Source organism: Hymenobacter sp. (assembly GCF_036387835.1).
Lineage (GTDB): Bacteria > Bacteroidota > Bacteroidia > Cytophagales > Hymenobacteraceae > Hymenobacter.
On the sequence record NZ_DASVSY010000040.1, the window covers coordinates 94,696 to 120,060 of the forward strand.

A 25,365-nucleotide genomic window follows, 5' to 3' on the forward strand; every position below is an offset into this window, starting at 1 on the left:
ACAGGTTAGAGCCAGAAAAAGAAGCTATGACTAGTTCCCCCTTTTCACGGGAGAGGGGGTTAGGCCCCGCATGAACGACTTACACAACGTAACAGCAGTAATTGAGACAAGCAGAAAGTTGTGAGTTCAACAACACACAAAAACGCCCATCCGGCTCGTACCGGATGGGCGTTTGCAATGGGAATGAGGAGAGAATTACTGACCTACCATAACGCGCTTCATGCCGCGCCGCTCACCGGAGGTGCACTGCACGATGTAGGCGCCGGGTGGCAGGTTGCGCACATCTAGCACAGCCACGTCGTTGCTGCTGATTAGGTCACGGGTGATAACCGGGCGGCCATCAGGACCATTTATTTCGACGCGCGTGGGGTTAGGCGAGTTGGTACGTACGGTGAGGCGCCCCGTTACAGGATTGGCATTGGCGAGCACCTTTAGCAAGGTGGTATTGACAGCTGGCGCCACCATCTTGTCGGTGACTAGTGCTACGGGGGCTGGCTCGGGAGCAGCTGGCTTGACGGGGGCTGTTTTAGAGGCAGGAGCCGTAGCTGGCTTAGCGGCGGTGGCAACAGGCTTGGCTGCCGGAGCAGCTGGTTTTTTTACTGCTCCTGGCACTGGTTTCTTGACCGCCGAAACGGCAGTTTTTACCGGTGGCTTAGCGGCTGGCTTAGGCGCCGCTTTGGTTTGCGCCTGCGTCGAGGTGCAGAACAGCAAAGTAGCTAGCAAGCCAATAAAGGTGAATAGAAGTTTCATACGCACGCCTAATGTTAAAGTGAGCTGTAGTGAATTCTTGTAAAATTAATTAAATATACGCCTATATCAGACGTTTTCCTCAGAATATTATAATAATGAATATTTTCCTACACTCCATTATACATACTAAAAACACCATAAATGACTAGGCCTTGGTAGTAGAAGTAGTGAAGCTGAACCATACAATGATGCCAGTACATAAGCTGAGGATGCTACAAGCTTAATGCAGGCCCTTCGCTGCTGCTGTCTTCTCGTGTGCTGCTTCCTCTATAACCGCCACAGTAAAAAGATCTTTCAAACAAGGCAACTAGCACGCCAGCTAGTCAGCCCACACTATCGGCAACTAGATGGTTATAAGCCGCAGTAAATGAGTGTTCTGCTGGGCACTCTTCATAAGAGCAGACCTGAGAAAAGTTGAGTGCAGAAGCGCTTAAGGCTACACCTGATAGAATTTTCTTGAGCGGAAGTTGCGCGACTTCCAGATTCTCACTTACCTTTGCCTCATAATTCCTCGGGGTGTAGCGTAGCCTGGTATCGCGCCAGCATGGGGTGCTGGAGGTCGTAGGTTCGAATCCTGCCACTCCGACCGAAGAACTTAGTGTCCGAAGAGCCTCTGGGAACCCCACCCGGAGGCTTTTTTCGGCCATACCAAGTACCATCTCTAGGCGTACAAGTTGCCCAAGGGTCCTCTCGGGGTGTAGCGCAGCCCGGTAGCGCGCGTCGTTCGGGACGACGAGGCCGTAGGTTCGAATCCTGCCACCCCGACTGCTATTTCATGCAAAAAGCCCGCTGCGCAGGTGCGCAACGGACTTTTTGCTCTTAACTTTAACTGCCTCAGACGGCTTTTAACTTATCTGTAGAAGCCACGACGCTTTTGCATATTCGGCTTTTTGCTTCCCGAGCTAAGCAGTAGCACAGTGCCGGCCGTTACCGCTACAATAGTGGCCATTTTGGTTACGAAAGCGGTGCGATTGTGCTTCCACTCCACGGCGTAACCTTTTTCGGCGAAAATGTTGGGCACTTTGCCATGGGCGAAATCTTCGATAATGCCCTCAACCACATTTACCCGGTCGGCCAGCAGCAGGGGCAGCCAGTGCGCGTAGTGCGATTCGCTGTACTTGAAGGCAAACCGCCGAATCATGCCGCTTAACCCAACCGGGGGCGACGATTCGCCGAAAACGGCTGATACGTTCGGACGCTCAATGGACTTCAGCACTTCAACATCTACCGGCTGCAGGGAAGCGGGCCGGTGTTTATTATCGGGGTCCTGCGATACATTCAGGCGGGGTTCCCGCATGGGGTAGGTAGGATCGTTTTCAGGGTTCGCATCAATTCCCCAACCGGGTAGCTTTCGCGGATCTAGCAGCGTATTTTCCATGGTCAGTTGACGTTAGATTTTGGGAGTAGGGAAAACCAGCAGAGGCTTGATGCAATTGTCGAGTTTAGCTGAGAACAGGCGGTAGCCATCGGCCACTTCCTCGAGCGGAATCCGGTGCGTAATTAGCGCCTTCGGGTTGATCACCCCATTCTGTACGTGCTCGATCAGGCGCGGTAACAGGCGCTTTACCGAAGACTGATTGCCTCTGATTGTGAGGCCTTTGTTCAACACGTTGCCTATCGGCACCAAGTTGTCGGTAGGACCATAGACGCCCACTATGGATATTACGCCACCCTTCTTTACAGAGTTGACAGCCCAATGAAGTGCCGTAGCCGAGCCTGCTTGCAAAAGCAGCTTACGGCCCGTGATGGTTTGCATGGCGTTGCCAGCTGCTTCCGCACCTACGGCGTCAATCACGCAGTCAGCGCCGAGGAAATCAGTGGTTTTCTTGATGAACACCACCGGATCGTCCATGTCTTTCTCGAAGTTGTAGGCCTCGCAGTTGGCGTAGTTGCGGGCAAATTCCAGGCGATAGTCTTCCTTGTCGATGATGATGACGCGGCCAGCCCCAAACAGCCAGCAGCAGCGCGCGGCCATTATGCCTACCGGGCCCGCCCCGAATACTACCACTGTGTCGCCCGTTTGAATGCCAGCCATTTCGGCGGCTTGGTAGCCGGTAGGTACTACGTCGGTCAGCAATACGGCATCGTCGGGGTCCATGCCCTCCGGAATTACCGTAGGACCAACGTTAGCGTAAGGCACCCGAGCGTACTCGGCCTGGCCTCCATTATAGCCACCGGCCGTGTGGGAGTAACCAAATATGCCACCCACGGCACTGGCTTGCGTGTTCGATTCGTGGCAGTTGCCAAACATACCTTGCTTGCAAAAGTGGCACTCGCCGCAAGCTATATTGAACGGTACCAGCACGTGGTCACCCACCTTAATTTTGGTGACATCCGGGCCTACTTCCTCTACAATACCGGTGAATTCGTGCCCGAAAGTCATCCCGACGCGGGTATCTGGTACGTTGCCGTTGTATAGGTGCAGGTCGGAGCCACAAATGCAGGAGCGCGTAACCCGGACGATGGCATCCTGTGGATGCTTGATTTCAGGCATCGGCTTTTGCGTGGCACGGACCCTTTTCGGGCCCCGGTAATCCATTGCTAGCATAGGAATTTGGTTTTGGAAGTGGAAATCAGGCGGCGGCAGCTCCGCCGTTTTTCGAGGATGACGTGAATCCGACGAACCCGAAAGCGTTTTTAGGAGCTGTTAAGCTGTACTTACCTCCTTGCCTAAGGTTCTTGTAACTAGCGCAATCACTTGGAATTACGCATTAATACGGACTCGTTTTGCAGCTAGACTGCTATAAATACTGAGTTTAGGTTGTCCCTGTAATGGCTGCTTCAATTCTTGGCCTACAAACAATAACCCGGCAGCATCTGAGTGGAAAAACTATCCGCTCAGATGCTGCCGGGTTACTTTACTTACAATTCGTTGTGATTGTTTTCCCTACTTCACCACCGCCCACACCTCTACCGGACCGGTGTTGGGAAACCGTTCCAGGTACACGTTCTGCAAGGTGATGCCGTTCTGCTTGGCCTGGTCTCTCACTCCGGAATACAGCTTGTCGGGAGCTACGAGGTAGCTGGCTTCGATGCTGGCGTGCAACACCCGCTGCCCGGCCGGAAACACCCGGTACTTATATCCTGCTGGCAATTGCTGCGACACCGTATCGTCGACCACGAGACCTACGAAAACCTTGGCGGCTTCGCTGGAGGAAGCAGGATCGTTGTAGAAGATGTTGCCGAAGGTGCCCCTCAGCTTACCCGAGCTGCGGATTTCGTACGCCTTGCGCGTTAGGTCGCCGAAGGCTTCGCTGTTGCCGGGTCCTTCGAAGTAGCTGCCCGCCAGAAAGATAGGCTGCGTAGTAGTTTCCAGCTTCACATCGGCGTGCTTGAAGCCGCCTAATGCGTAATACGCTACCCCAACCGCGATAATAAGAACTATAGAGAGGATCAGAAAGACGCGGTTCATTTAGTTGAATTTGTGATTGTGTTGTAAAGCGAAGCGCTCATTCCAACGCAGGAGGAATCTTAGCTACTTACTCTAACCGCTTCGTCCATATTCCGCTTGCCTCGGAACGAGAGTTTAGCTTTCGTTCTTGACCACGCCGAGCACGTCGCGGTACTGCATCTGGTAGAGTTGAGCATAGTAGCCACTCTGGCGCAGCAACTCTTCGTGGCGGCCCGACTCCTTGATTTCGCCGCGGTCCATGACAATGATACGGTCGGCTTTTTGGATGGTGCTCAGGCGGTGGGCAATGACCAGGGCCGTACGCCCCTGCATCAGCTTCTCGATGGCCGCCTGAATCAACTCTTCGGTTTCAGAATCAACCGACGAAGTAGCTTCGTCGAGCACGATGACGGCGGGTTGGTACACCATGGCGCGCACGAAGCTGATGAGCTGCCGCTGCCCCACCGACAAGGTGGCCCCGCGCTCCATCACCGGATAATTGAGGGAGCCGGGTAGGCGCTCGATAAAGCGGCGGGCTCCTACGAGGTCGGCGGCTTCCCATATTTGCTCGTCGGTGATGTCTTTGCTGCCGAGCGTAATATTGTCGCGGATGGTGCCGGCGAAGAGAAACACGTCTTGCAGCACCACTCCAATGCGGCGGCGCAGGGCATTCAGGTCATATTCTTGCAAGTCGTGGCCGTCGACGCGGATGTGGCCGCGGTTGATGTCGTAGAAGCGGCTGAGCAGGTTGATGATGCTGGTTTTGCCGGCGCCCGTGGCTCCTACAAAGGCTACAGTTTGACCCGCCTCCACCTTGAAGCTGATGTCGCGCAGCACCCATTCCTCGTCGTTATAGGCAAACCACACTTTATCGAACTCCACTTCGCCGTGCAACGTGGCCGGGGCCAGTGTGCCGTTGTTGGGAATGTATTCTTGGCTGTCGAGCAGCTTCAGCAACCGCTCGGTGCTGACCAAGCCCAACTGCAGGGTATTGAACCGGTCGGCAATCTGCCGTATAGGTCTAAAGAACAAGGCGTTGTACATGATAAAGGCAATGAGGGCGCCTTTGGAAATAGTGCCCTCAATCTGCCCCTGCGCCGCATACCAAACCAGCAAACCGACCCCAACGGCGCCTAACACTTCGGCCACCGGAAAGTAAATAGAGTAGTAAAGCACCGACCGGATATTGGCGCGGGTATGTTCTTTATTCAAGGCCTCAAACTTGCGGTATTCGCGCTGCTCGTTGTTGAATATTTGCACCACGTTCATGCCCGTCAGGTGCTCCTGCACGAAGGCATTCAGGTTGGCCACGGCCGTGCGTACTTCCTGAAACGACTTCTTCACTTTCTCTTTGAACACATACGTGCTAAAGAGCAGCGGCGGAATCACCGACAAGCTCACCAAGGTCAGGCGCCAGTCGATGTAGAACATGAAAGCCATGATGAAAACCAGCTGCAAAATGTCGCCGAGCATGGCCGCCAGTCCTTCACTAAACACGTCGGAGAGGGTTTCGACGTCGGAGATATTACGGGTGGTGAGTACCCCAATGGGCGTCCGGTCGAAGAACTTGAGGCGCAGGTTGAGAATGTGTTTGTAGAGGTCCACCCGGATGTCGCGCACGATATACTGTCCGAGCCAGCCGCCAAAGTAGGTTTGCAGATAACTCACCAAGGCATTGGCCACGAGCAGCACCAGCAGCAAAGCAAACATCTTGTTCAGCCCGAGCCAGTCGTTGTTTTCAATGGTGACATCGACCATCCGCTGAATCAGGAACGGCCGTAAGGTGCCGAGCACGGCCGCGGCCACCGTCAGGAATACCAGCAGGTAGAAAATGCGCCGATACGGCCGCACGTACACCATGAGCCGGCGCAGCACCTGCCAGTCGAAGATGTTGCCGGATTTGGTGGCAGGAGTAGTTGGGTCCAAAGTAGATGGGATTTGAAAAGTAGTAACCAGCGTCAGGCGCAGGAGGTTGCATATGCTGCTTAATAGAACGCCATACAACGGCGAGGAAGCACCTGTTTAGAACGGTGAGGTAGCGCGGAAACCACAGGAAACCACAGGAAACCACGGGAAACTCATTCTGCAACTAGTTGAATGAATACTCGGTACCGCACCGCGTAACTCATACGCGTAGGAACTCGCTGCGCTCGTCGCGGAACGGATTTCCTGTGGCTTCCGCGCTACCCTCGCTTAACTCCAACCGGCCGCTTCAGGCTGCTTGGTTGCGCGGAATGCTAGTAGGGATGTTCAACCTACCGCAGTTTAGCGGCCTACAAAGTACGGCAAACCGGGTGGCAGTAGTTGTGCGGGCACCACATCGGGCATGTATTCCACGCGGCTCAGGTACAAGCCTTGGGCCGGGGCGGCACCGCTGGCATCCACCCGGCTTTGAGCATGCAGAATCTGCTGAAACTGCGCCGGTATAATTTTCCCGCGCCCCACCGTTAGCAACGTACCCACCACCAGCCGTACCATACCCCGCACAAACCGGTTGGCCCGAATCCGGAACACCAGGCCACCCGGCATGACGTGCCAACCCGCCTCATACACTACGCAGACGTAGTGATTTTCGCCCCCTTTCACCTTCGAGAAAGCCGTGAAGTCGCGCGAGCCAAGCAGAAACGCGGCGGCTTCGTTCATGGCCGCTATATCAGGCGCCCGGTCGAGGTAAAGCGTGCGCCCGATGCTGAACGGGTCGGGTACGAGGCGCACGTAGTACTCGTAGGTGCGGGCATCGGCCGAGAAGCGGGCATGGGCTTGGTCGGGCACCGGATGCACGGCGTAGGCAGCAATATCGGGGGGCAGCGCACGGTTGAGCCGGTAGAGCGCGGTTTCTAAATCCAGCGTTTCCGGCAAGGTGGCTTCGAAGTGCGCAACCTGGTGGCTGGCATGTACGCCCGTATCGGTACGGCCACTACCAAGCGAGTACACCGGCTGCCGCAACACCTGCGACAGGCAACGGTCCAGCTCTTGCTGCACCGTGAGGGTATTGGGCTGCACCTGCCAGCCGTGGTAGCGGGTACCGTCGTAGGCAAGGTGAAGGAAATAGCGCAAGGGTGAATTGAAAATTATGAATTAAGAATTGGCTGTTCAACGCACACCATATACTCGTACGGCTTTCAAAGGAATTAATTCTTAATTCACCCTAGCGTATAGGCGCGAGTCGAGCATCTGGCCGTCTTTGACTATGCTTTTACGCATAATACCTTCTAGCTCGTAGCCGGCATTTTCCAGTACGCGCGCCGACGCCAGGTTCGTACTAAACACCACCGCATACAGCCGGCACACATCAAAGTGCGCAAATACATACGTTGACACCAACTGCACGGCAGCCGTGGCGAGCCCGCGGCCCCAATACGGCTGCCCGAGCCAGTAGCCTATTTCGGCAGAGCGGCGGCGCACATCGGTTTTAAAGTGTACTCCTATACTGCCTACGGCCCGCCCATCCACTTCCAGCGCCAGGTGCAAGTCCCGCTGCTGGTCGGCCATCAGGCACAAGTAAAACTCGGCGTCTTGGTGGGTGTAGGGGTGAGGAAACGTGTCGCGCAGATTTTGCGCGACGCGCTGGTCGTTGGCGTATTCCACCAAAGCCGGTGCGTCGGCAAAGCACCACGGCCGCAGCCTAGCCTGCAACTGTGGCAACTCCAGAGTAGGCGCAAGCAGCGGGTCAATCATGGCTCGTTTTTCTCGTTTTTCGTTGTTGGTTTTTCGTTTTTCGACGCAGTTGCTAGTTGGTTGTTAGCCTTATATCGAAAAACGAAAAACCAACAACAAAAAACGAATCAAGCCTTGTGTCGAGAAACGAAAAACCAACAACGAAAACCGAATCAAACTTTCTCGTAGATAACGGCGGCGCCCTGGCCTACGCCTACGCACATCGTCACGAGGCCGTAGCGTACATCCTGGCGGCGCTGCATTTCGTGCAGCAGCGTGGCCGTAAGGCGCGAACCACTGGTTCCCAGGGGGTGCCCGATGGCAATGGCTCCCCCATTCACGTTCACAATTTCGGAGTTTAACTCCAAGTCGCGCATACAGGCAATGCACTGCACGGCAAAGGCTTCATTAAGTTCAATCAACCCTATGTCCTTGAGGGTTAGGCCCGCCCGCTTCAACACCTTTTGCGTGGCCGGCACCGGCCCGAGGCCCATGTAGGCTGGGTCGACGCCGGCTACTGCCGAGGCTACTACCCGGGCCAAAGGCTTGAGGTTGTAGCGCTTTACCGCCTCTTCGTTCACTACCATCACGGCAGAAGCACCATCGTTGATGCCGGCCGAGTTGCCAGCCGTTACAGTACCATCGACGGGCTGGAAGGCCGGCTTCAGAGTGCCTAGCTTTTCCAAGGTGCTCAAGCGCGGTGGCTCGTCGGTGTCGAACAGGGCGGCGTCGCCTTTCGGAATGGCCACGAATACGGGTACTATCTCCTTGCGGAAACGACCCTTCTCGGCTGCCCGGTGGTAGCGGCGCTGCGACTCAAATGCATACTCATCCTGCTGCAAGCGGGTGATACCGTACTTGCGAGCCACGTTTTCGGCGGTTTCGCCCATGGCGTACGGATGGTGCATCTTGCTCAGCTTGGGATTGGTGAAGCGCCAGCCCAACGTCGTATCGTGGGCCGTCAACTCACGGCCGAAAGCCGTTTCCGACTTCGCCATCACGAAGGGCGCCCGGGTCATGCTTTCGGCACCGCCGGCCAGGTACACGTCGCCCTCCCCCGCCATGATGGCGCGCGAGGCATCCATGATGCTTTGCAGGCCGGAAGCACAGAGGCGGTTCACGGTTACGCCGGGCACCGTAACGGGTAAGCCAGCCAGCAGCGCCGCCATACGGGCCACGTTGCGGTTGTCTTCGCCGGCCTGGTTGGCAGCGCCCATTATTACGTCTTCAACGGCCGCTTTATCCACGGAGGGGTTGCGGCGCAGCAGCTCGCGCAGCACATGCGCGGCCAAATCATCGGGGCGGACGCTACTCAGCGCACCCCCAAACTTGCCGATCGGGGTACGGACGGCGTCAACTATATAAGCAGTGGGCATTGTCTATTTTGAATGCAGTTATTCCAGTTGTTGTTGGCTACTTTTGCCGGCCCACCCGCCTAAGGTGGCTTAAACAGTCAAAACACAAAGATGATACAAAGAATCCAAAGCGTATTCCTGCTGTTGCTGGCGCTCTGCATGATTGCCGTACTTTTCCTTCCTCTGTGGCATAAAGCCGACCCAATTACGGGGCAAGAACTAGTCCTGAAGGCTACCAGCCTCACCTACAACAAGCCCGGCGCCGGGCTGGCAGCGCCCGGCAATATCTGGCTTATTGCCGTGTTTGCCGTAGCTTCTGCTGCCGTAGCCTTGTTCGAGATTTTTCAGTTCCGTAACCGCTTTCTGCAACTTAAGTTGGGCATGCTCAATCTGCTGCTCATTTTGTGCACGATTGGGGTGGGCTTCTATTTCTCGAACCTCGGCGAGCAAATGCTGAACATTAAGATGCTCGGCTCTTATCAGGCAGGCTTTTACCTGCCTACGCTGGCTCTGATGCTGAACCTGCTAGCCAACCGCTTCATTCGCCGCGACGAGCAGCTGGTGCGCAGCATGGACCGATTGCGGTAGTAAGCCGTTTCGACTTACTCTTAACACACAAAAAAGGCTTCCGTTCGCACAGAAGCCTTTTTTATTGCCGAAGCATATCAACTAGCGCGGCTGTTGCGCCAGGTATTCTTGCAGCTTACTAGCCGACGACGAAAATGTAAAACCATCGTTGAGGCGGTAGAGGTTCTGGCGGTCGGTTACGCGCGACGAACCGTACTTGGCCAGCTCCAGCTTGGAGCCCTCAAAGCTCAGCTCCTTCATGAGCCGGGTCAGGTCTTCGGAGCGAATAGACGATTCGCTCAGGGCTTGCTGAGCCATAGGAAATCGGTCTTTGTCGAACGACTGCTGGTGCATGGCATTTACCAGATTATCAACATCTTGCGGGCTCATGGTGCGGTTGTAGCTCACGCTGCCACCTGCATAGCCGCCGCCGTTGTTGCCACTGGGGTTGCTGCTGCCATTGCTGTAGCCGCCGTTGTTATACCCTCCATTGTTGTTATATCCCCCGTTGCCAGGGTTAGCAGGCTGCTGGTTGCCGTTGCCGTAGTCGTCGCCTTCGTAGTCGTCGTTATCTTGGTTTTGGTAGCCGCCTTGGCCACCGCGGGGCCCGCTGTTGGGGTAACCGCCGTAGCCCGGACCGTAGCCGCCGCGCAGGGGCACAGCCGCTACTTTACGCAGCTCAGGCGCAAAGCCTGGCCTCGTCAGCAGCACATAGCTGGTTTCCAAGCCGGGGTCAAGGAAGACACGGGTGCGGTAGTTGACAAACCGGCCGTAGCCGACTGGAATAGCAAACTCAGCCCAATGCACACCTGGCGCAATTCGGTCGATGTGAACTTGGCGGGCGCTGCCGCGAGTCAGGGCCCGGCCGTCGAAGCGCAGGTTGAAAGGAACGCCGCGCTCGGAAGAGAAATTCACGTTGGCCGGAGCGGCCTGAAGTTGCGCTGCAGCCAGCAAGAACAAACTGAAGCAGAAGAATAGCGCCTTTTTCATGGCAGTAGGATGTTGCACGAAAGCAGTTTGTTTGCCTTCGCGTTTACTGCAATTTCAAGGATTGTGCCACTTCCTGAAATCGCGCTTTGCAGCCATTCCACAACTATTTTTGGTAGCCGAGGAGCACAAACAAAAAGCCCCCGCAACCAGAAGGCGCGGGGGCTTTTTGTAGAAAACCAAATTCACTTATTCAGCAATCTTGGTAACTTTGAATTCCGTGCGGCGGTTGCGCTGGAATTCATCTTCTGTCTTGGCATTCTTGATAACTGGCTGCGCTTCGCCGTAGCCCTTGGCCGTGATGCGGCTCTTATCAACGCCCTTGGAAATAATGTAGTCTACGGCCGACTGCGCACGTTTCTGCGAGAGGGACTGGTTGTAGGCGTCCTTGCCGCGAGAGTCGGTGTGCGAGCTAAGCTCGATGGTAATTTTGGGGTTGTCGTTGAGCGTCGACACCAGCTTATTCAGCTCGGCGGCAGCATCGGGCCGGATTTCCGCTTTGTCGTAGTCGTAGAAGATGTTATCCACCACAATGGCCTTGTTCTTCACGATCTTGGTCAGCGTCAGAGTTACGGGCACTGCAATATCATTCATCTCGTTCGGCAACTGGTCCTGCGAGGGTTTGCGACCGATCGTGCTGAGCGAGTTACGCGCCGCGAAATAACCCGGCCGGTCGGCAATCAACGAGTAATCGGCGGCGGCCGAGTCGAGCTTCATGTTGAATTTGCCGTCGGCGCCAGAGGTTACTTCTTGCAGCTTCTGGCCGCTTTTGCCGAACAGCGTCACGGTTTCGCCGCTTACGGGCAGCGTCTCGCCGGTTTTGTCGTTGCGCTCTACCAGAGTACCATCAACAAAGAAGGCAACGAGCTTGAGCGGCTTTTTGCGGAACATATACAGGTCGTCGGACCCTTTACCCCCGGCCCGGTTCGACGAGAAAACGCCCACGTCCTTGCCCGTGAAATATGGCGCAAAGTCGTCGCCGGCGCTGTTGACGGGCGTGCCTAAGTTGACCACTTTGCCTTTGTCAACCATGAAGATGTCAAGCTTGCCGAGGCCGGGCTGTCCGTCGGAAGAGAAGTAGAGCGTGTTGTCGGGCGCTACGGCTGGGAAGTTCTCGTTGCCTGGCGTATTCACTTGGTCGCCAAGGTTTTCGGCGGGCGAAAAGCGGCCGTTCGGACCGAGAGTAGCTTTGTAAAGGTCATTGCCACCCAGGCCACCGCGGCGGCTGGAAGTGAAGTAGAGCGTCTGCCCGTCGGGCGCGAAGGCCGGGGCAAAGTCGTCGGTGGTGCGGTCGTTGATGTTGGCCAACACGGGCTCCGACCAAGCGCCGTTCTTGAAATAAGAAATCCACAGGTCCACGCTCAGCAGACCCTTCTTCGTGCCATCGTTGGAGCGGGCAAATACCATCGTCTTGCCGTCGGGCGTGTACGTGGCGCTGGCTTCGTGCTTGTTTTCGGTGTTGAAAATAGGCTCCAGCTTACGTACCGTACCGCCAGTCATCTTATTGGCGTCAGTGAATTTAACTGCGTACAAGTCGCTCAGATTCTCACCGTTGCCGAGGAACTTCTTGCCTTCGCGCCCGGAGGCAAACACCAGCTCTTTGGTGTCGGGCATGAGCGTAGAGCCGAACTCAGACGACGGCGTGTTTACCTCATCGAGCGCCATTACCTCGTTGTTGGAGCGCATGGCCACAATAGTGTTGGCCATCTTCGCGTTCTTCGACTCCATTTCGGCTAGCGGGGCCAGCTTCCGACCTGCGCTCTTCTCCAGGTACGCATCAAATTGGGCGGCCGCCTCATCGAACTTGCTGTTTGCTTTCAGGGCTTGTCCGTAGTAGAACACTACATCAGGTGCCTTCACGCCGCCATCGATGGCGGCTTTGTAGTACGTTTCGGCTTGCTCTACCCGATTGGAAAGCCGATACGCCTCGCCGATGCGGTAGTTGTTCATAGGCGCGTTCTTACCACGGGTTACTTCCGCCTTATATAGCTGAATAGCAGTCTCATATTCGCCCCGGGCAAAGCGTTTATCTGCTTTGCTCATGCTGTCGGTAGTCGCGCAGCCGCTCAGCAAAGCCGTGGAGCCAGCTGCAGCGCAAACTAGTAGAAGTTTCCTCATTGGTGAAGGATGGAAGTGAAGACGAGCCATGATGAAAGGAGGCTATATAAGCCTAATAATACTAAGTTTGAACAGGATAATGGCAGTAAAGCCAAATTTTTCCCGGCTTAATTAAAGTACCGGGAAAGCCAGGTTTGGTTGGCCGCTGCCGGGAAAGACTTTTGCAACTCATCCTTACGTGCTACGGTAGCATCGAAGTAAGGCGTACTCGACAGTAGTCGACCTTCTGCAACGGCGGTTTTCAACTCCCGCCGGTCCAGCAGTTGCACCTGCCCATCTACCAGAAACGCCATCCGAGACTTCTCCAGTAACGATACACCCAAAGCTTCTTCCACACTCCGCACAAACCGCACTGAGGCATCAATCGAGCAACCGCTTGCGTCGGCCACGGCTTCATCAAGCCCAATGATTAGGAATTGGCGGTGCAATATTTCAGCTGAGGCCTGCAAGTTGCGGCCGTGGCTGGTCCACTCGTCGGCGAAGTGGTGTAGGGCAGGCTCCACCGCAGCCACCTCGGCTTCGGTTAAGGGCCGGTTGGACTGGTAGATCCAGATGCGGGCCGAATCGGGTAAGTCACTGAAAGGAACGTACATGGCAGGGGTCGGTGGTCAGGAGGCCTGACGTTCTGATTAAACGACAAACTTCACTGATTTATTTTCTATAAAAGAACAACCCCGCCGGTAAGTTCCAGCGGGGTTGATGTGAGGTGCTGATTGTTGATTGCTAGTTGTTGATTGTTATTAGAAACATTCTTATCGAATAATCAACAATCAGCAACTAGCAATCAACAACTAGCAACCAACAATCACGCATTCAAGCCTTCGGCTGAAGCTACTAGCTCGGCCAAATCGAAGACTTGGACGTTGCTTTCGCGCTCTTTGTTCTTCACGCCGTCGCTCATCATGGTCATGCAGAAGGGGCAGCCGACGGCGATGATGCTGCCTTGGGCGTTGGCTTTGGGAGCAGGGGTAGCACCCGCGTTGCCACTCTCCACGCCGTAAAGGTTGTCGAGGGCGGCAGCGTTACCGTCGAGGGTGGCCAGGGCTTCCTCGGTGCGTTCGATGTTAACGTCTTTCTTGCCGGGCTCGGGCTCTTTCCACATTTGGGCGCCACCGGCGCCGCAGCACAGGCCATTGGCTTTACTGCGCTTCATTTCCACCAAATCGGCATCCAGCGCTTCAAGCACGGCACGGGGGGCCTCGTAAATGTTGTTGGCGCGGCCGAGGTAGCAGGAATCGTGGAAGGTGATGCGGCGGCCCTTATACGATTCGCCGCCTTCCACTTTCACGCGGCCCTCGTTGATGAGCTGCTGCAGGAAGGTGCTGTGGTGAATCACTTCGTACTCGCCGCCTAGCGCCGGGTACTCGTTTTTGATGGTGTTAAAGCAGTGCGGGCAGGCCGTTACCACTTTCTTGATGCCGTAGCCGTTGAGCGTGGTGATGTTCTGCATGGCCTGCATCTGAAACAGGAACTCGTTGCCGGCCCGCTTGGCGGGGTCACCGGTGCAAGATTCTTCCATGCCGAGCACGGCGTACTTCACCCCTACGTGCTCGAGAATGCGCACGAAGGCCCGGGTTACGCGCTTGTATCGGTCGTCGAAAGCACCGGCACAGCCCACCCAAAACAGGATTTCGGGGGTCTCGCCTTGGGCGGCGAGGTCGGCCATGAGGGGCACACTTATTTGTCGTTTTTCCATTGAGGAGCTAGGAGTTAGGAGCTAGGAGCTAGGAGGTTAGCTAGCAGCTCACAGGATATAAATTCAAGAAGCTTGGAAGCTGGTAAGTAGGATGCAGAGGATATTCTAACTTCTAGCTCCTAACTTCTAGCTCCTCTTTTTCCGCTACATACAGGTCGTCGGCCCAGTTGAAACGGTCGGAAGGGGAGAAGGCCCAAGGGGCGCCGTTGTTTTCGATGTTGCTGAACATCACGTTCAACGAGTTGGGAGCGGCCGACTCTTCCAACACCAGGAAGCGGCGCATTTCCACGATGCTTTCTAGGGGGTTGATATTCACGGGGCAGGCTTCCACGCAGGCGTTGCAGGTAGTGCAGGCCCACAGCTCTTCGGGTGTTACGTAGCCGCGCAGCAGCGTGTGGTTTTCCTTGTCGAGCACCTCTTGGCTTTCGTGCTTCACTTCCTGGCCGTAGAGGTTGGGGTTGAAAATCAGTGGCGAGTTGTATTTCTCTTCCATCCGGTCGCGCGTGTCCATGATGATTTTGCGCGGGGAGAGCAGCTTACCGGTGATGTTGGCAGGGCACACGGAGGTGCAACGGCCGCATTCGGTGCAGGAGTAAGCGTTGAGCAGGTTGGTCCAGGCCAGGTCATTTACGTCCTTGGCGCCGAAGGGCGTGGGGGCCAGAGCCGAGCCATCGGGGGCAGTGGCAGGAGCGGGCACCTCGTAGCTCGGGTCCATCATGGCTTTCACCTCGTGGGTGATGCTTTCCACGTTCGAGAACTGCCCCTGCGGCACCAGCCGGGAGTAGTACACATTCGGGAAGGCCATGATGATGTGGAAGTGCTTGGAGCTAGGCAGGTAGTTGAGAAAGCACAGAATACCCACAATGTGCGCCCACCAGCCCATGCGCTCTAGCACGTGCAGTGCTGCTTCGCTGCTCGGAAACAAACCCACCAGCAAGCTACTAATGGGGAAAGTGCCAGGCATTTCCAGGTTGCGTAGCTGATGCAGCTTCAGGTCGGCGGTATTCATCGTGAACAGGGCCGCCATCAATACTACTTCTACATACAAGATGATGTTGGCATCCAGCCGCGGCCAAGCGCGCAACTCAGGACCCTGAAAGCGGCGGACCGGCGGCTTGCGGTTGCGGCGCCACCAGAATGCGGCTACGGCAACAATAACCAGTGCGCCTAGTATCTCGTTGGTAGCCATCAGCACGTCGTAGAGCGGGCCGAGGAACTGCAGGAAACGGTGGGTACCGAAAATACCGTCCACCATGATTTCCAGCACCTCGATATTAATCACCAGAAAGCCCACGTACACAATCAGGTGCAGGAAGGCCGGCGTGAGGCGCTTGAACATTTTGGATTGGCCGAAAGCTACCAGCAGCGTTTTGTTGAGCCGCTCGCTTACATTGCCGCTCATGTCCCGGTCGCGGCCGACCAGGATGTTGGCGCGGATTTTCCGGGCCTGCCACGCAAACAGGCCGAAGCCCGCAATAGCGACCAGCAGGAAAAGAAAGTTTTCGATAGAGAAATGCACGGGAGAGAAATTGGGTTGGAATTCAGGTGGAAATATACTCGTTATGCATAACAATTTACGGCTTTTCCACTGGAAAGATTTTTTTAAGATAAGTGTTGCGGGTTGATTTTGGTTTACTACTTTTGTGCTCCCCAACGGCTAAAAGGCCTTCGGGGGCACCAAGAGCTGGTAATGTAGCTCAGTTGGTAGAGCACAGCACTGAAAATGCTGGTGTCGTTGGTTCGATTCCAACCATTACCACGAAGACCCCGTTTCTGCTACAGAGACGGGGTTTTTTGTTGTTGGTGCACACAACCAAAGTGTTGGCACGATTAAAAGCAAAAACGGGGTCCTGTATCTGAAACCGTGCAAACGCCGATAAAGTGCGCAGCCCTAGCGAAACGCAATACGCCGCTCTTGGATATAGATGTTTGCTACGTCAGTCGCTTCCGCAAGGCCATAACTGGCACCTCAAAGTACTTGTACATCAACGTGGCTAGTGGCAAAGAAGCTAGCCATAGCATGCCAAGGCCTAGCAGCGGCCTTAGGGCTTGCGGCAGAGGCAAGGAGGTAGCTAGTGGCAAGGCAATATTCAAGTTGACTACCGTGCCGTGCAGCAGATACAAGCTGTAGGAAACCAGACTAATATGCGTCAAAGTGGCGGCTAGCAATCCATTGGCCTGCCTCCACTCGCTGAGTAGTGGAAGCAGGCAGACAACGGCTAGCGAAGCGCAAGAAAAAGAGAAAACGCAAGCAAACAGAGTCAAGTCGGCGGGGCTGATGGGGTTGGTAATCAGGCTAAGCCCCACGAAGCCGGCCACGAAAAGGGGCCGCTTGGCCTGCAACCAAACGGCCCGATGGTAATAGGCTACCCAAGCCGCCAGCACGCCGTACATGAGCGAGTCGAGCCGCAGCAGCACGATTTTGCGGAAGTGGACATCCCATTCCTGCCACGTTGTCGGTTGATAGTCTTGGAAGTGATAGTAGCGGTAGGCCGTAGATCCGATTAGAAATAAGCCCGCCGCTAGCAACACGCCGTAACGGGGCTTAAGCAGGCTAGCAAGAAGGAAACAAGCCGGCGCCGATAAGAGGTAGAACCATTCCTCCACGGCCAACGACCATGCCTCAAGAAATGCCGGCGGATGCGTCCGGTTGAAATTTTGCAGGAAAACGAAGTAGGGCGCATAAGTGCTGCCCGGGAAGTCGCTGTGGCGCAGCTCCAACGGCATGACCAAGAGCAGCGCCAAGAAGTAGGGAGGCCCTGTTCGGATCCAGCGCCGCACCCAAAAGTCCCACAGCTTATTTGGGGTGGCCCCACCGGTTTCCAGCGTCCGGATGAGAATGGTGCCAATCAGAAAGCCTGATAGCACAAAGAAGATACCTACCCCATCGTAATGCCGCACGAATTCATGAAAGAAGGTGAAGCGCGGGGATACCCACATGGAACTGTGCTGAACTATCACCATCAGGATGGCAAAGGCGCGCAGAGCATCTAAACCAAACACTCTTTTACCTGGCGCCAGACGAAAAATAGCCGGCAATTTCATTCCCAACAATCCTATCCCCTCCCACGAAAAAGCCCCGACCCTTCTTGCCTATACTCATCGGCATGGTCTTCTTTGGGCACTTGTCACGGGTTACACGCTGTAATTTTCAGTTAGGTTTCACAAAAAGACTCGATTTTAGCTATCAGTCCCTCAAGTTCTCAATCACCCAAGATCCTAGTTGACCTCGTGAATGATGCTATTTCTTTTGCTCGCCTGCGTTTGATTTATGCTTCAGCTTAAGCGATTAATTCGTTTACTAGTCTGGTTATCAACAACCCTAAGGACTTGCCCCGCGTTTGTTTCCTACATCACCAATCGTACGGCACGTGAAGTATGTAGTAGTGGCAATACTGAGCGGCGGTTTGCTGCTGTTAGCCTCACATTTGATGAGAGACTCAGGTGCCTTTATGCAACAACCTCAACCCTCCCCTACTCCTATGAACGACTCTTCAACCTCCGACAACTCACAGCAGAGCAACGACATGCAAGCCACCAACGCGCAACAGGCGGTGGAATCCACGACCGAGCAGTCAACCGAAGCCAATCCGCTTAAGCGGTACCAGGAACTGGTGAACTCGCCTACCACGCCCGACGGCCACAAAGTAGTAGCCGCCGTAGCCGCCGCCAGCACCGTAACGGTAGCAGCCGTAGCAAACTGGCTGATGAAGGCTACCAAGAAGTAGCTTTTGGCGCGCCTGTAGCGCGGAAATTCGCTTTGCTCGTCGCGGAACGGAAGCCATAAGATTTCCGTGCTACAGGCGCGGTATCAGATACGCGCTTTGCTCGTTGCGGAACAGATTTCCTGTGGCTTCCGCGTTACAGGCACTCGAATAGTTTGTAAAAAATACCACAACCCGAACAGCTGCGTTACAGCAGCATGTTCGGGTTGTGGTATTTATAGCAGGCTGGAAACTAGCTGCGTAGCTACTGGAAAGGGCTATTCTTCTTCGGCGTTTTTCATTTTGGCCAGCAGCGAATAGGCGCCCTCTACTACCAGGCGCGCGGAGTCTGGCGCGGCGGTGGCGGGCAGTTGAATGGCGATATAGCCATCTTCACTTAAGCCGGGCTGCACTTCCACCATGCGGTAGTGGCCGGCTTGCCCTTTAGCGGTGTAGATGTAGTGCCTGCCCTCAAACTGCACTACGGCCTTTTCGGGCACGGTGGGGAGGGTGGCTCGGTTGGTTTCGATGATGGCGCGCACGAAAGTGCCGGGTAATAGGGCGTGGTCTTCCTGGTCGAGGTGGGCATGGACGCGCACGGTGCGCTCGGCGCTAATGGCCCGGCTGATGAGGTAGACCCGGGCGGTGCGCTCGGTGCCAGGCGCGTCGTTACTGAGGCTGAAGCGGACCAGCTGGTTTTTGTGCAGCTGCGGCACGTCTTTCTCGAACACCGTGAGTTCGACGTGCAGGTGTTCGGGGTCCACAATTTCAAACAGCACATCGGTAGGCGTTACGCTCTGACCAACGGTGACGTTGACAGTTTTGACGAAGCCACTTACCGGCGCGCGCAAGGCCGTTGTCGTGACGATGGTGCCGCCTACGGGCAAGCCGGTGGCGCGGAGGCGGGCAGCTAGGGCGGCGGCTTTGGCTTGCAGGCCCTGGTATTCGGCTTGGGCTTTTTGGTAGTTTTTCTGCGGGGCTACTTCTTGGCGGTACAGCTCGGCCTGGCGCTCATACTCGGCTTTGGCGTAAGTAAGCTGGCTGCGAGTTTCGAGGTAGTCTTGCTGAAGCTGCGCGAAATCGGGGTTACGGATAGTGGCTAGCACCTCCCCTTTCCGAACTCGGGTGCCTTGCAGCAAGGCCGTGCGGTCGACGAACCCACCAAGCGGCGCACTGACGGAAGCTAGCTGGTCGGGGGGCACATCAAGTACGCCGTTCACTTTCAGGCCTTGGCCCAGGGCCCGACGGCTGACGCCACCCAGCCGCACTCCGCCTAGCCGCTGCTCTTCGGCAGATAAAATCACCTCGTCAGGGGCGGCTTCGGGTTCCTCCTGCTTTTTAGCTGAATCAGCTAGCTCTTCGGGCGCGTCTTTGGCTTTGGCTGCTTCCTCGCTTTTTCCGCAACTGCTTGCTAGTAGAGTCAGTAGCAATATGATTGGGTATTTCATGAATGACGCTTTACGAATTGATGGGCGCAGGATGCGGACCCACTTCCCGGGGGAAAGGTGAAGTTGTGAAACATGAAATTGCGCGCAAGAACATCCTTCACCCTCTCCCAACCTCACCTCTCCCCCAGCAGATATTCCAGCTCTACCACTGTTTGGTTGTGTTGCAGCAGCAGGTCGAGGTGGTCGGTGCGGACACGTTGGGCGCGTTCCAGGTTGAGGAGGTAGTCGGAGTAGGTTGTTTCGCCGGCTTTGTAGGCGCGGGTAGCCAGGCGGGTAACAACGGCAGCTTGAGGCAGGCCGACCTGCCCGAAAAAGACGAGCTGACGCTGCTGCTCGGTGTGGCGGATTTGCAGCTCATCGAGGCGGGCGGCTATTTCGGCGCGGTAGCGCTGGTAGGTGGCGGCGGCGGCCTGCTCTTGCAGACGAGCGGCTTGCACCCGGGCCCGTTGGGGGCCGCGCAGGATAGGCACGGCCACCCCGGCGTGGACGCTGTGGAATCGGTCGGCGGGGCCGTAGGTGCGGACGGTGCCACTTTCGGTGTAAGTGCCGCGCAACGATTGGTTGGTGTAGCCCACTACTACGTCGGGGAGGCCGCGGGCTTTTTCGAGGCGGGTTTCAGCCTGGCGCTCCACTACTTGCTGCTGAAGCACTCGGCCTTCGGGGGTAGCCGCCAGGGCGGCGGTATCGGCGGGGGGCGTGCTTAGGGGCAGGGGTTGCAGGATGCTGTCGGCAACTGTAATGGGTTGAGGGCTTTGCAGCAGGGCCTGGAGTTGGCGTAAGGCAATGCGGAAGTCAGCACGGGCCTGCGCGAGCTGGTTTTGGGTTTCACCTTGCTGGATGAGGGCGGTGGCAGGCTCGATGCGGGCGGTTTCGCCGGTTTTGAAGCGGAGTTGGGCGGCGCGCAGGAATTCGGTGTACACACTATCGAGGCTGCGCAGCACGCGGAGGCGGTGTTGGGCGTGCACGGCGGCCTGGTAGCTGAGGCGCACCTGGCGGCGTAGCTCGGCTTGCACTTGGGCGAGTTGCAGCTCCCGGTTCACAATTTGAGTTTCAGCCAGCAGGGCTTGGGAGCGGTAGTAGCTCGGCAAGGCTACGGACTGACTGACACTGAACACATTGTCGCGGAGTGGGGAGTTGACCTGACCGTAGCCGGCCTGGATAGTAGTGCGCCCCACGTCGTAGGCGGTGCGGCGTATGGCGCGTTGAGCTTCCAAAGCCCGCTCGGCGGCTTGTACGGTACTGTTGGCTTGCAGGGCCTGCTGCACCGCCTGCCCCGCCGACAAGCCCGGATTCTGCTGCGCTTGGCCAGCCTGGATTGTTAGCATTGTTAGCAGCACGGTCGCGCCCAAGGTAGCCACCCGGCCGGGGGCGGGCACCGGGGGCTTGCCACGTTCAAGCCGTTGTTCCAGCAGATAATACAGCACCGGCAGCACCAGCAGCGTAAGCAGCGTGGCCGATACCAGACCCCCAATAACCACCGTCGCCAAGGGCCGCTGCACTTCGGCACCGGCCGAGGTAGCAAGGGCCATCGGTAGGAAACCCAACGAAGCTACCGTGGCCGTCATCAGCACCGGCCGCAGGCGGGCTTCGGTACCGAGCTTGATGCGCTCCAGCAAGTCCGCAACGCCGTCGGCTTTGAGTTGGTTGAACTGCCCGATGAGCACAATGCCGTTGAGCACCGCCACCCCAAACAAAGCAATAAACCCTACTCCGGCCGAAATACTGAACGGCATGCCGCGCAGCCAAAGGGCCACCACCCCACCAATGGCGGAAAGTGGTATGGCCGTAAAAATCAGCAGGGCCTGGCGCACGGACCGAAACGTGAAGTAAAGCAGCACCAGAATCAGGAGCAGCGCCACGGGTACGGCAATACCAAGACGCTCGGTGGCCTGGCGCAGGTTTTCGAACTGCCCGCCGTAGGTGAGATGGTAGCCAGGGGCCAGCTTCAGCTGCCGGCCGAGGGTGGTTTGCAGCTCGCGCACCACCGTTTCCACGTCGCGGCCGCGCACGTTGAACGCCACCGTGATGTAGCGCTTGGCATCGTCGCGCTGAATTTGGTTGGGGCCTTCGCGCAGGGCTACGGTGGCCACTTGTTCGAGAGGCACCTGCTGCCCGCCGGGCGCGGCCACGAACAGCCGGCGCACACTGTTGATGTCGGTGCGCAGATCTTGGCGCAGGCGCAGCACCAAATCGAAGCGGCGCTCCTGTTCGAACACCTGCCCGGCGGTTTCACCGGCAAAGGCGGTTTGCACGGTGCGGTTTACATCGTCTACGTTGAGGCCGAATTGGGCGAGGCGGTTGCGGTCCAGCTCCACCACAATTTGTGGCAGGCCGGTTACGCGCTCCACGTACACGTCTTCGGCCCCGGCTACACCGCGCGCCAGGTGGCCGGCCTGCCGGGCGTAGTCGGCCAGCAGCGTTAGGTCTTCACCGTAAATTTTGACTACCACATCTTGCTTGGCGCCGCTGATCAACTCGTTGAAACGCATCTGGATAGGCTGCTGAAAGCTAAACGACATGCCAGGAATGCTGCCAACGGCCGCGGCCATCTTTTCGGCTAGCTCTTCCTGGTTGTCGGTGGTGGTCCACTCGGCTTTGTCTTTCAGAATCACCATCAGGTCGGCTCCTTCTACGGGCATGGGGTCGGTGGGAATTTCGGCGGCCCCAATCTTGGTTACCACTTCCTTCACCTCCGGAAACTGCCGCCGCAGAATGCCCGCCGCCTGCTGCACCTTCTCGATGGTATAGCTCAGGGAGCTGCCAGTGAGGGTGCGGGTTTCGACGGCAAAATCGCCTTCCCACAACTGCGGAATAAACTCGCCGCCCAAGGTGCGAAACAGCAGCCCCGCTCCTATCAGCAGCGCCAGCGCCGCCGCCAGCACCACGCCCCGGGCGCGCAACGCCCACCCAAGCAGCGGCTGGTAGAGGCGCTGGAAAAACGCCATCATGCGGTCCGCGTAAGTGGGGCCCGCCGCCGCGCGCCGGCTCAAAGCCAGCGCCGACATCATGGGCACGTAGGTCAGGGAAAGGATGAAGGCCCCGAGAATGGCAAAAGCCACCGTTTGGGCCATCGGTCGAAACATCTTGCCCTCAATGCCACCAAGAGCCAGCAAGGGCAGGTACACAATCAGAATAATAATTTCGCCGAAGGCCGCCGACGAGCGGATGCGCGACGTAGCCTGGTAAGTTTCCTCGTCCATGGCGGCGGCTGGCAGCTCGCCCGCCTCGGTGGCCAGCTTGTGCAAAGCCAGCCGGTGCACAATGGCTTCCACGATGATAACCGCCCCATCGACAATCAAGCCGAAGTCGATGGCGCCCAAGCTCATCAGGTTGCCGGTCACGCCGAAGAGCTGCATCATGCCAATGGCAAACAGCATGGCCAGCGGAATAACTGAAGCTACCACTAGCCCCGCCCGCCAGTTGCCGAGAAACAGCACCAGCACAAACACCACAATGAGCGCGCCCTCGGCCAGGTTGCGGCTGACGGTGCCAATAGTGCGGTTGACCAGCGTCGAGCGGTCCAGAAACGGCTCGACGGTGACGCCGGCCGGCAAGCTTTTTTCGATGGACACCATGCGCTGCTTCACGGCCTTGATGACTTCGTTGGCGTTGGCGCCCTTGAGCATCAGCACCAACCCGCCGGTTACCTCGCCTTCGTCGTTGCGGGTCATGGCCCCGTAGCGCACCGCCGACCCAAGGCCGACCTGCGCCACGTCGCGCACGAGCACCGGCAGTCCATTGCTGGTGGTTCGCACCACAATGTTGCCGATGTCGGCCGGGGAGGTTACCAGGCCTTCGGTGCGGATAAAGTAGGCCGTGGGGTTACGGTCGAGGTAGGCGCCGCCGGTGTTTTGGTTGTTGCGGGCCACGGCCTGGTACACTTCTTCTACCGTGACGTTGAGGGAGCGGAGCCGCTCAGGGTCGAGGGCTACTTCGTACTGCTTGAGCTGCCCCCCGAAGCTGCTGACGTCGGCCACGCCGGGCGTGCCGAGCAGTTGCCGCCGCACTATCCAGTCTTGCAGGGTACGCAGGTCGGTGGCCGAATACTTTTTCTGGTAGCCGGGTTTCACGCGCACCACATACTGGTAGATTTCGCCGAGGCCGGTGCTGACCGGGGCCAACTCGGGGCGGCCAATGCCGGCGGGTATTTGGCTTTCAGCTTCGCGCAGCCGCTCGGCCACCTGCTGCCGGGCCCAGTACACGTCCACGTCGTCGGCAAACACAATGGTAACCACCGACAAGCCGAAGCGCGAAAACGAGCGTACCTGCTCGCGCCCCGGAATAGTAGCCACGCTCTGCTCCACCGGAAACGACACCAGCCGCTCGATGTCCCCCGCCGCCAACGACGGTGCCGCCGTGTACACCACCACTTGGTTGGTGGTGATGTCGGGCACGGCATCAATGGGCAGCCGCGTCAGCGAATACCCACCCCACGCCACCAAGGCCAGGGTCAGCAGCGCGATAACCAGCTTGTTATGAATGGAAAAGTAAATCAGCCGGTCGAACATAAGTTGGCTGGAGGTTTAGATTCTGGACAGTGTTAACAACCTTCGCTATACTTCTCTTAGCCGCTTCCCGTGCGAGCGAACAGCCATGCGCAAGTATCACCGCCGGTGAAGCTTGCCAAGAAGCATAGTGCACTTCCACCCCGCCGCGCCTCAGGTTCAATACCCCTTAGTTGAGAAGCAGCCGAGCCGCTACAGCACGCTGTTATAACGCAGTATTCTTCGCAGGACGGGAGTAGATTGGTTTAGCAGGCTGCCTGAGGAGGCTGCCAAGGGGAAGTTGGCAGGTGGGCCACTAAGCCAGGCACCGGCGCGGCCGCATAGGCGCACGCCTTACCAGCTACTTGACGCTTAATGGGTAGCAGCGGCGATACAACGGGCAGCGCAAAGCCCGGACAGCAGTGACACTGGCACAAGGGAGAGCACCAGTCGCCGATAGATCCATTGGGGCAATGCGCTAACTGACTGGCTGCAATACAGGTTTCCTCGGTGCCCGGACGCACCTCTTCATCAGCACAAGCTCGACACGAGAGTACCAAAAAGTAGAGTGAAAAAAACAGAGCCAACAACCGCATCAGGCCAAAAATACGCAGCAGTTTGCATACTGGTTGGAAGCGCCCGCACGATCAGGCCAACAAGGAGGCTTCCATTACAACAAAGGAGCAGGCCCGCAACTCAGTTATATGAGTTGTTGGCTACTCGGCCCCGAGGGCAAGTTTGTGTGAGCCCTATATTCCCGCATCTGCAAACGCATCCAGCCATAGCCGGCAAATGCCGTGGCCAGCCAGCCCAGGGCGCCGTAGGTGAACAGCAGGCACCAGGCCGCCACGCGGCTACGGAATTGGCGGAAGTACCGAATGGTGAGCATCAGACCCGCGAAAGTAAACACGCAAAACGTCAGCGGACTAACGCCGAGTAGCACGGTCGCAACGTTGACGCTGCCGGCCTCGGTGATGGTACTGACGGAGACCTGACATGTGTTCCCGCTGTATAATGCGCCGGATAGAATCGGTGAGCTGCGGCACGGTGGTAATAGCCTGGGTATCCGCTGGGCTTGCACAGAGCAACCAGTAAGAACCGCTAGCAGCGGCAGGAACAGAAGTAACTTTTTGACGACAGGCAACCGAAAACGATAAACTAGCAAGGATGCCGAAGTACAGATGCTTCCTTATCGATTAAGCCTAGAC

Annotated in this window: 20 protein-coding genes and 3 tRNA genes; 5 read left to right on the top strand and 18 right to left on the bottom strand. The window is 57.0% G+C overall.

Features of this window, described 5'->3' with window-relative positions:
• Window positions 1–195 precede the first annotated feature (195 nt).
• A complete protein-coding gene (locus VF639_RS07990) occupies window positions 196–750 on the bottom strand; it encodes a T9SS type A sorting domain-containing protein (RefSeq protein ID WP_331145369.1) in 555 nt (184 codons plus the stop codon).
• Between the two features lie 512 nt (window positions 751–1,262).
• Between VF639_RS07990 and VF639_RS07995 the strand changes: the two genes are divergently transcribed.
• Window positions 1,263–1,336, top strand: a tRNA-Pro gene (locus tag VF639_RS07995).
• Between the two features lie 105 nt (window positions 1,337–1,441).
• Window positions 1,442–1,515 (top strand) — tRNA-Pro (locus tag VF639_RS08000).
• Window positions 1,516–1,600: 85 nt separating this feature from the next.
• On the opposite strand, the gene VF639_RS08005 is transcribed toward VF639_RS08000, so the two are convergent.
• The 7 genes from VF639_RS08005 to VF639_RS08035 all read right to left on the bottom strand — a co-directional run bounded on the left by VF639_RS08005 (window position 1,601) and on the right by VF639_RS08035 (window position 9,174).
• Window positions 1,601–2,128 carry a hypothetical protein gene (locus VF639_RS08005; RefSeq protein ID WP_331145370.1) on the bottom strand — a complete coding sequence of 176 codons (528 nt, stop codon included), beginning with the start codon at window positions 2,126–2,128 and terminating at the stop codon, window positions 1,601–1,603.
• Window positions 2,129–2,140: 12 nt separating this feature from the next.
• On the bottom strand, window positions 2,141–3,298 hold the full coding sequence (locus VF639_RS08010) for a zinc-dependent alcohol dehydrogenase (protein ID WP_331145371.1): 1,158 nt from the start codon (window positions 3,296–3,298) through the stop codon (window positions 2,141–2,143).
• A gap of 339 nt (window positions 3,299–3,637) precedes the next feature.
• A complete protein-coding gene (locus VF639_RS08015) occupies window positions 3,638–4,162 on the bottom strand; it encodes a hypothetical protein (RefSeq protein WP_331145372.1) in 525 nt (174 codons plus the stop codon).
• A gap of 114 nt (window positions 4,163–4,276) precedes the next feature.
• The gene (locus VF639_RS08020; RefSeq protein ID WP_331145421.1) at window positions 4,277–6,001 is read right to left on the bottom strand and encodes an ABC transporter ATP-binding protein; all 1,725 of its coding nucleotides are present in this window, start codon (window positions 5,999–6,001) and stop codon (window positions 4,277–4,279) included.
• Window positions 6,002–6,406: 405 nt separating this feature from the next.
• Window positions 6,407–7,198 (bottom strand): tRNA pseudouridine(38-40) synthase TruA, encoded by a 792-nt coding sequence (gene truA / locus VF639_RS08025; protein ID WP_331145373.1) that lies wholly within the window; start codon window positions 7,196–7,198, stop codon window positions 6,407–6,409.
• Between the two features lie 81 nt (window positions 7,199–7,279).
• Complete coding sequence (locus tag VF639_RS08030) at window positions 7,280–7,819, bottom strand: GNAT family N-acetyltransferase (RefSeq protein WP_331145374.1); 540 nt, start codon at window positions 7,817–7,819, stop codon at window positions 7,280–7,282.
• A 152-nt stretch (window positions 7,820–7,971) separates the two neighbouring features.
• Window positions 7,972–9,174, bottom strand: coding sequence for a thiolase family protein (locus VF639_RS08035; RefSeq protein WP_331145375.1), 1,203 nt, complete (start codon window positions 9,172–9,174; stop codon window positions 7,972–7,974).
• A 90-nt stretch (window positions 9,175–9,264) separates the two neighbouring features.
• Here VF639_RS08035 and VF639_RS08040 point away from each other — a divergent pair, with 90 nt between their 5' ends.
• Window positions 9,265–9,741 carry a DUF4293 domain-containing protein gene (locus VF639_RS08040; protein WP_331145376.1) on the top strand — a complete coding sequence of 159 codons (477 nt, stop codon included), beginning with the start codon at window positions 9,265–9,267 and terminating at the stop codon, window positions 9,739–9,741.
• 81 nt (window positions 9,742–9,822) lie between these two features.
• Here VF639_RS08040 and VF639_RS08045 read toward each other — a convergent pair whose 3' ends face one another.
• The 5 genes from VF639_RS08045 to VF639_RS08065 form a co-directional block, all read right to left on the bottom strand.
• Entirely contained in the window at window positions 9,823–10,710 is an 888-nt protein-coding gene (locus tag VF639_RS08045) for a proline and serine-rich protein 1 family protein (protein WP_331145377.1), read from the bottom strand.
• A gap of 186 nt (window positions 10,711–10,896) precedes the next feature.
• Window positions 10,897–12,825: a CHU_0125 family OmpA-like outer membrane integrity protein gene (locus VF639_RS08050; RefSeq protein WP_331145378.1), complete on the bottom strand. Its 1,929-nt coding sequence runs from the start codon at window positions 12,823–12,825 to the stop codon at window positions 10,897–10,899.
• Between the two features lie 107 nt (window positions 12,826–12,932).
• Entirely contained in the window at window positions 12,933–13,418 is a 486-nt protein-coding gene (locus VF639_RS08055) for a hypothetical protein (protein ID WP_331145379.1), read from the bottom strand.
• A 212-nt stretch (window positions 13,419–13,630) separates the two neighbouring features.
• Window positions 13,631–14,491 (bottom strand): (Fe-S)-binding protein, encoded by an 861-nt coding sequence (locus VF639_RS08060; RefSeq protein ID WP_331145422.1) that lies wholly within the window; start codon window positions 14,489–14,491, stop codon window positions 13,631–13,633.
• A 142-nt stretch (window positions 14,492–14,633) separates the two neighbouring features.
• The gene (locus tag VF639_RS08065; RefSeq protein ID WP_331145380.1) at window positions 14,634–16,040 is read right to left on the bottom strand and encodes a (Fe-S)-binding protein; all 1,407 of its coding nucleotides are present in this window, start codon (window positions 16,038–16,040) and stop codon (window positions 14,634–14,636) included.
• Between the two features lie 167 nt (window positions 16,041–16,207).
• On the opposite strand from VF639_RS08065, the gene VF639_RS08070 reads away from it, so the two are divergent.
• Window positions 16,208–16,280: transfer RNA gene (locus tag VF639_RS08070), tRNA-Phe, on the top strand.
• A gap of 173 nt (window positions 16,281–16,453) precedes the next feature.
• On the opposite strand, the gene VF639_RS08075 is transcribed toward VF639_RS08070, so the two are convergent.
• A complete protein-coding gene (locus tag VF639_RS08075) occupies window positions 16,454–17,566 on the bottom strand; it encodes an acyltransferase family protein (protein WP_331145381.1) in 1,113 nt (370 codons plus the stop codon).
• Window positions 17,567–18,003: 437 nt separating this feature from the next.
• On the opposite strand from VF639_RS08075, the gene VF639_RS08080 reads away from it, so the two are divergent.
• Window positions 18,004–18,249, top strand: a complete 246-nt coding sequence (locus VF639_RS08080) for a hypothetical protein (protein ID WP_331145382.1) — start codon at window positions 18,004–18,006, stop codon at window positions 18,247–18,249.
• Window positions 18,250–18,503: 254 nt separating this feature from the next.
• Here VF639_RS08080 and VF639_RS08085 read toward each other — a convergent pair whose 3' ends face one another.
• From VF639_RS08085 to VF639_RS08095, 4 genes are all read right to left on the bottom strand, one after another.
• The gene (locus tag VF639_RS08085; protein ID WP_331145383.1) at window positions 18,504–19,673 is read right to left on the bottom strand and encodes an efflux RND transporter periplasmic adaptor subunit; all 1,170 of its coding nucleotides are present in this window, start codon (window positions 19,671–19,673) and stop codon (window positions 18,504–18,506) included.
• 113 nt (window positions 19,674–19,786) lie between these two features.
• Window positions 19,787–24,181, bottom strand: coding sequence for a CusA/CzcA family heavy metal efflux RND transporter (locus VF639_RS08090; RefSeq protein ID WP_331145384.1), 4,395 nt, complete (start codon window positions 24,179–24,181; stop codon window positions 19,787–19,789).
• 242 nt (window positions 24,182–24,423) lie between these two features.
• Entirely contained in the window at window positions 24,424–24,753 is a 330-nt protein-coding gene (locus VF639_RS25335; protein ID WP_414654685.1) for a DUF6660 family protein, read from the bottom strand.
• A 104-nt stretch (window positions 24,754–24,857) separates the two neighbouring features.
• Window positions 24,858–25,100: a hypothetical protein gene (locus tag VF639_RS08095; protein ID WP_331145385.1), complete on the bottom strand. Its 243-nt coding sequence runs from the start codon at window positions 25,098–25,100 to the stop codon at window positions 24,858–24,860.
• Window positions 25,101–25,365 lie beyond the last annotated feature (265 nt).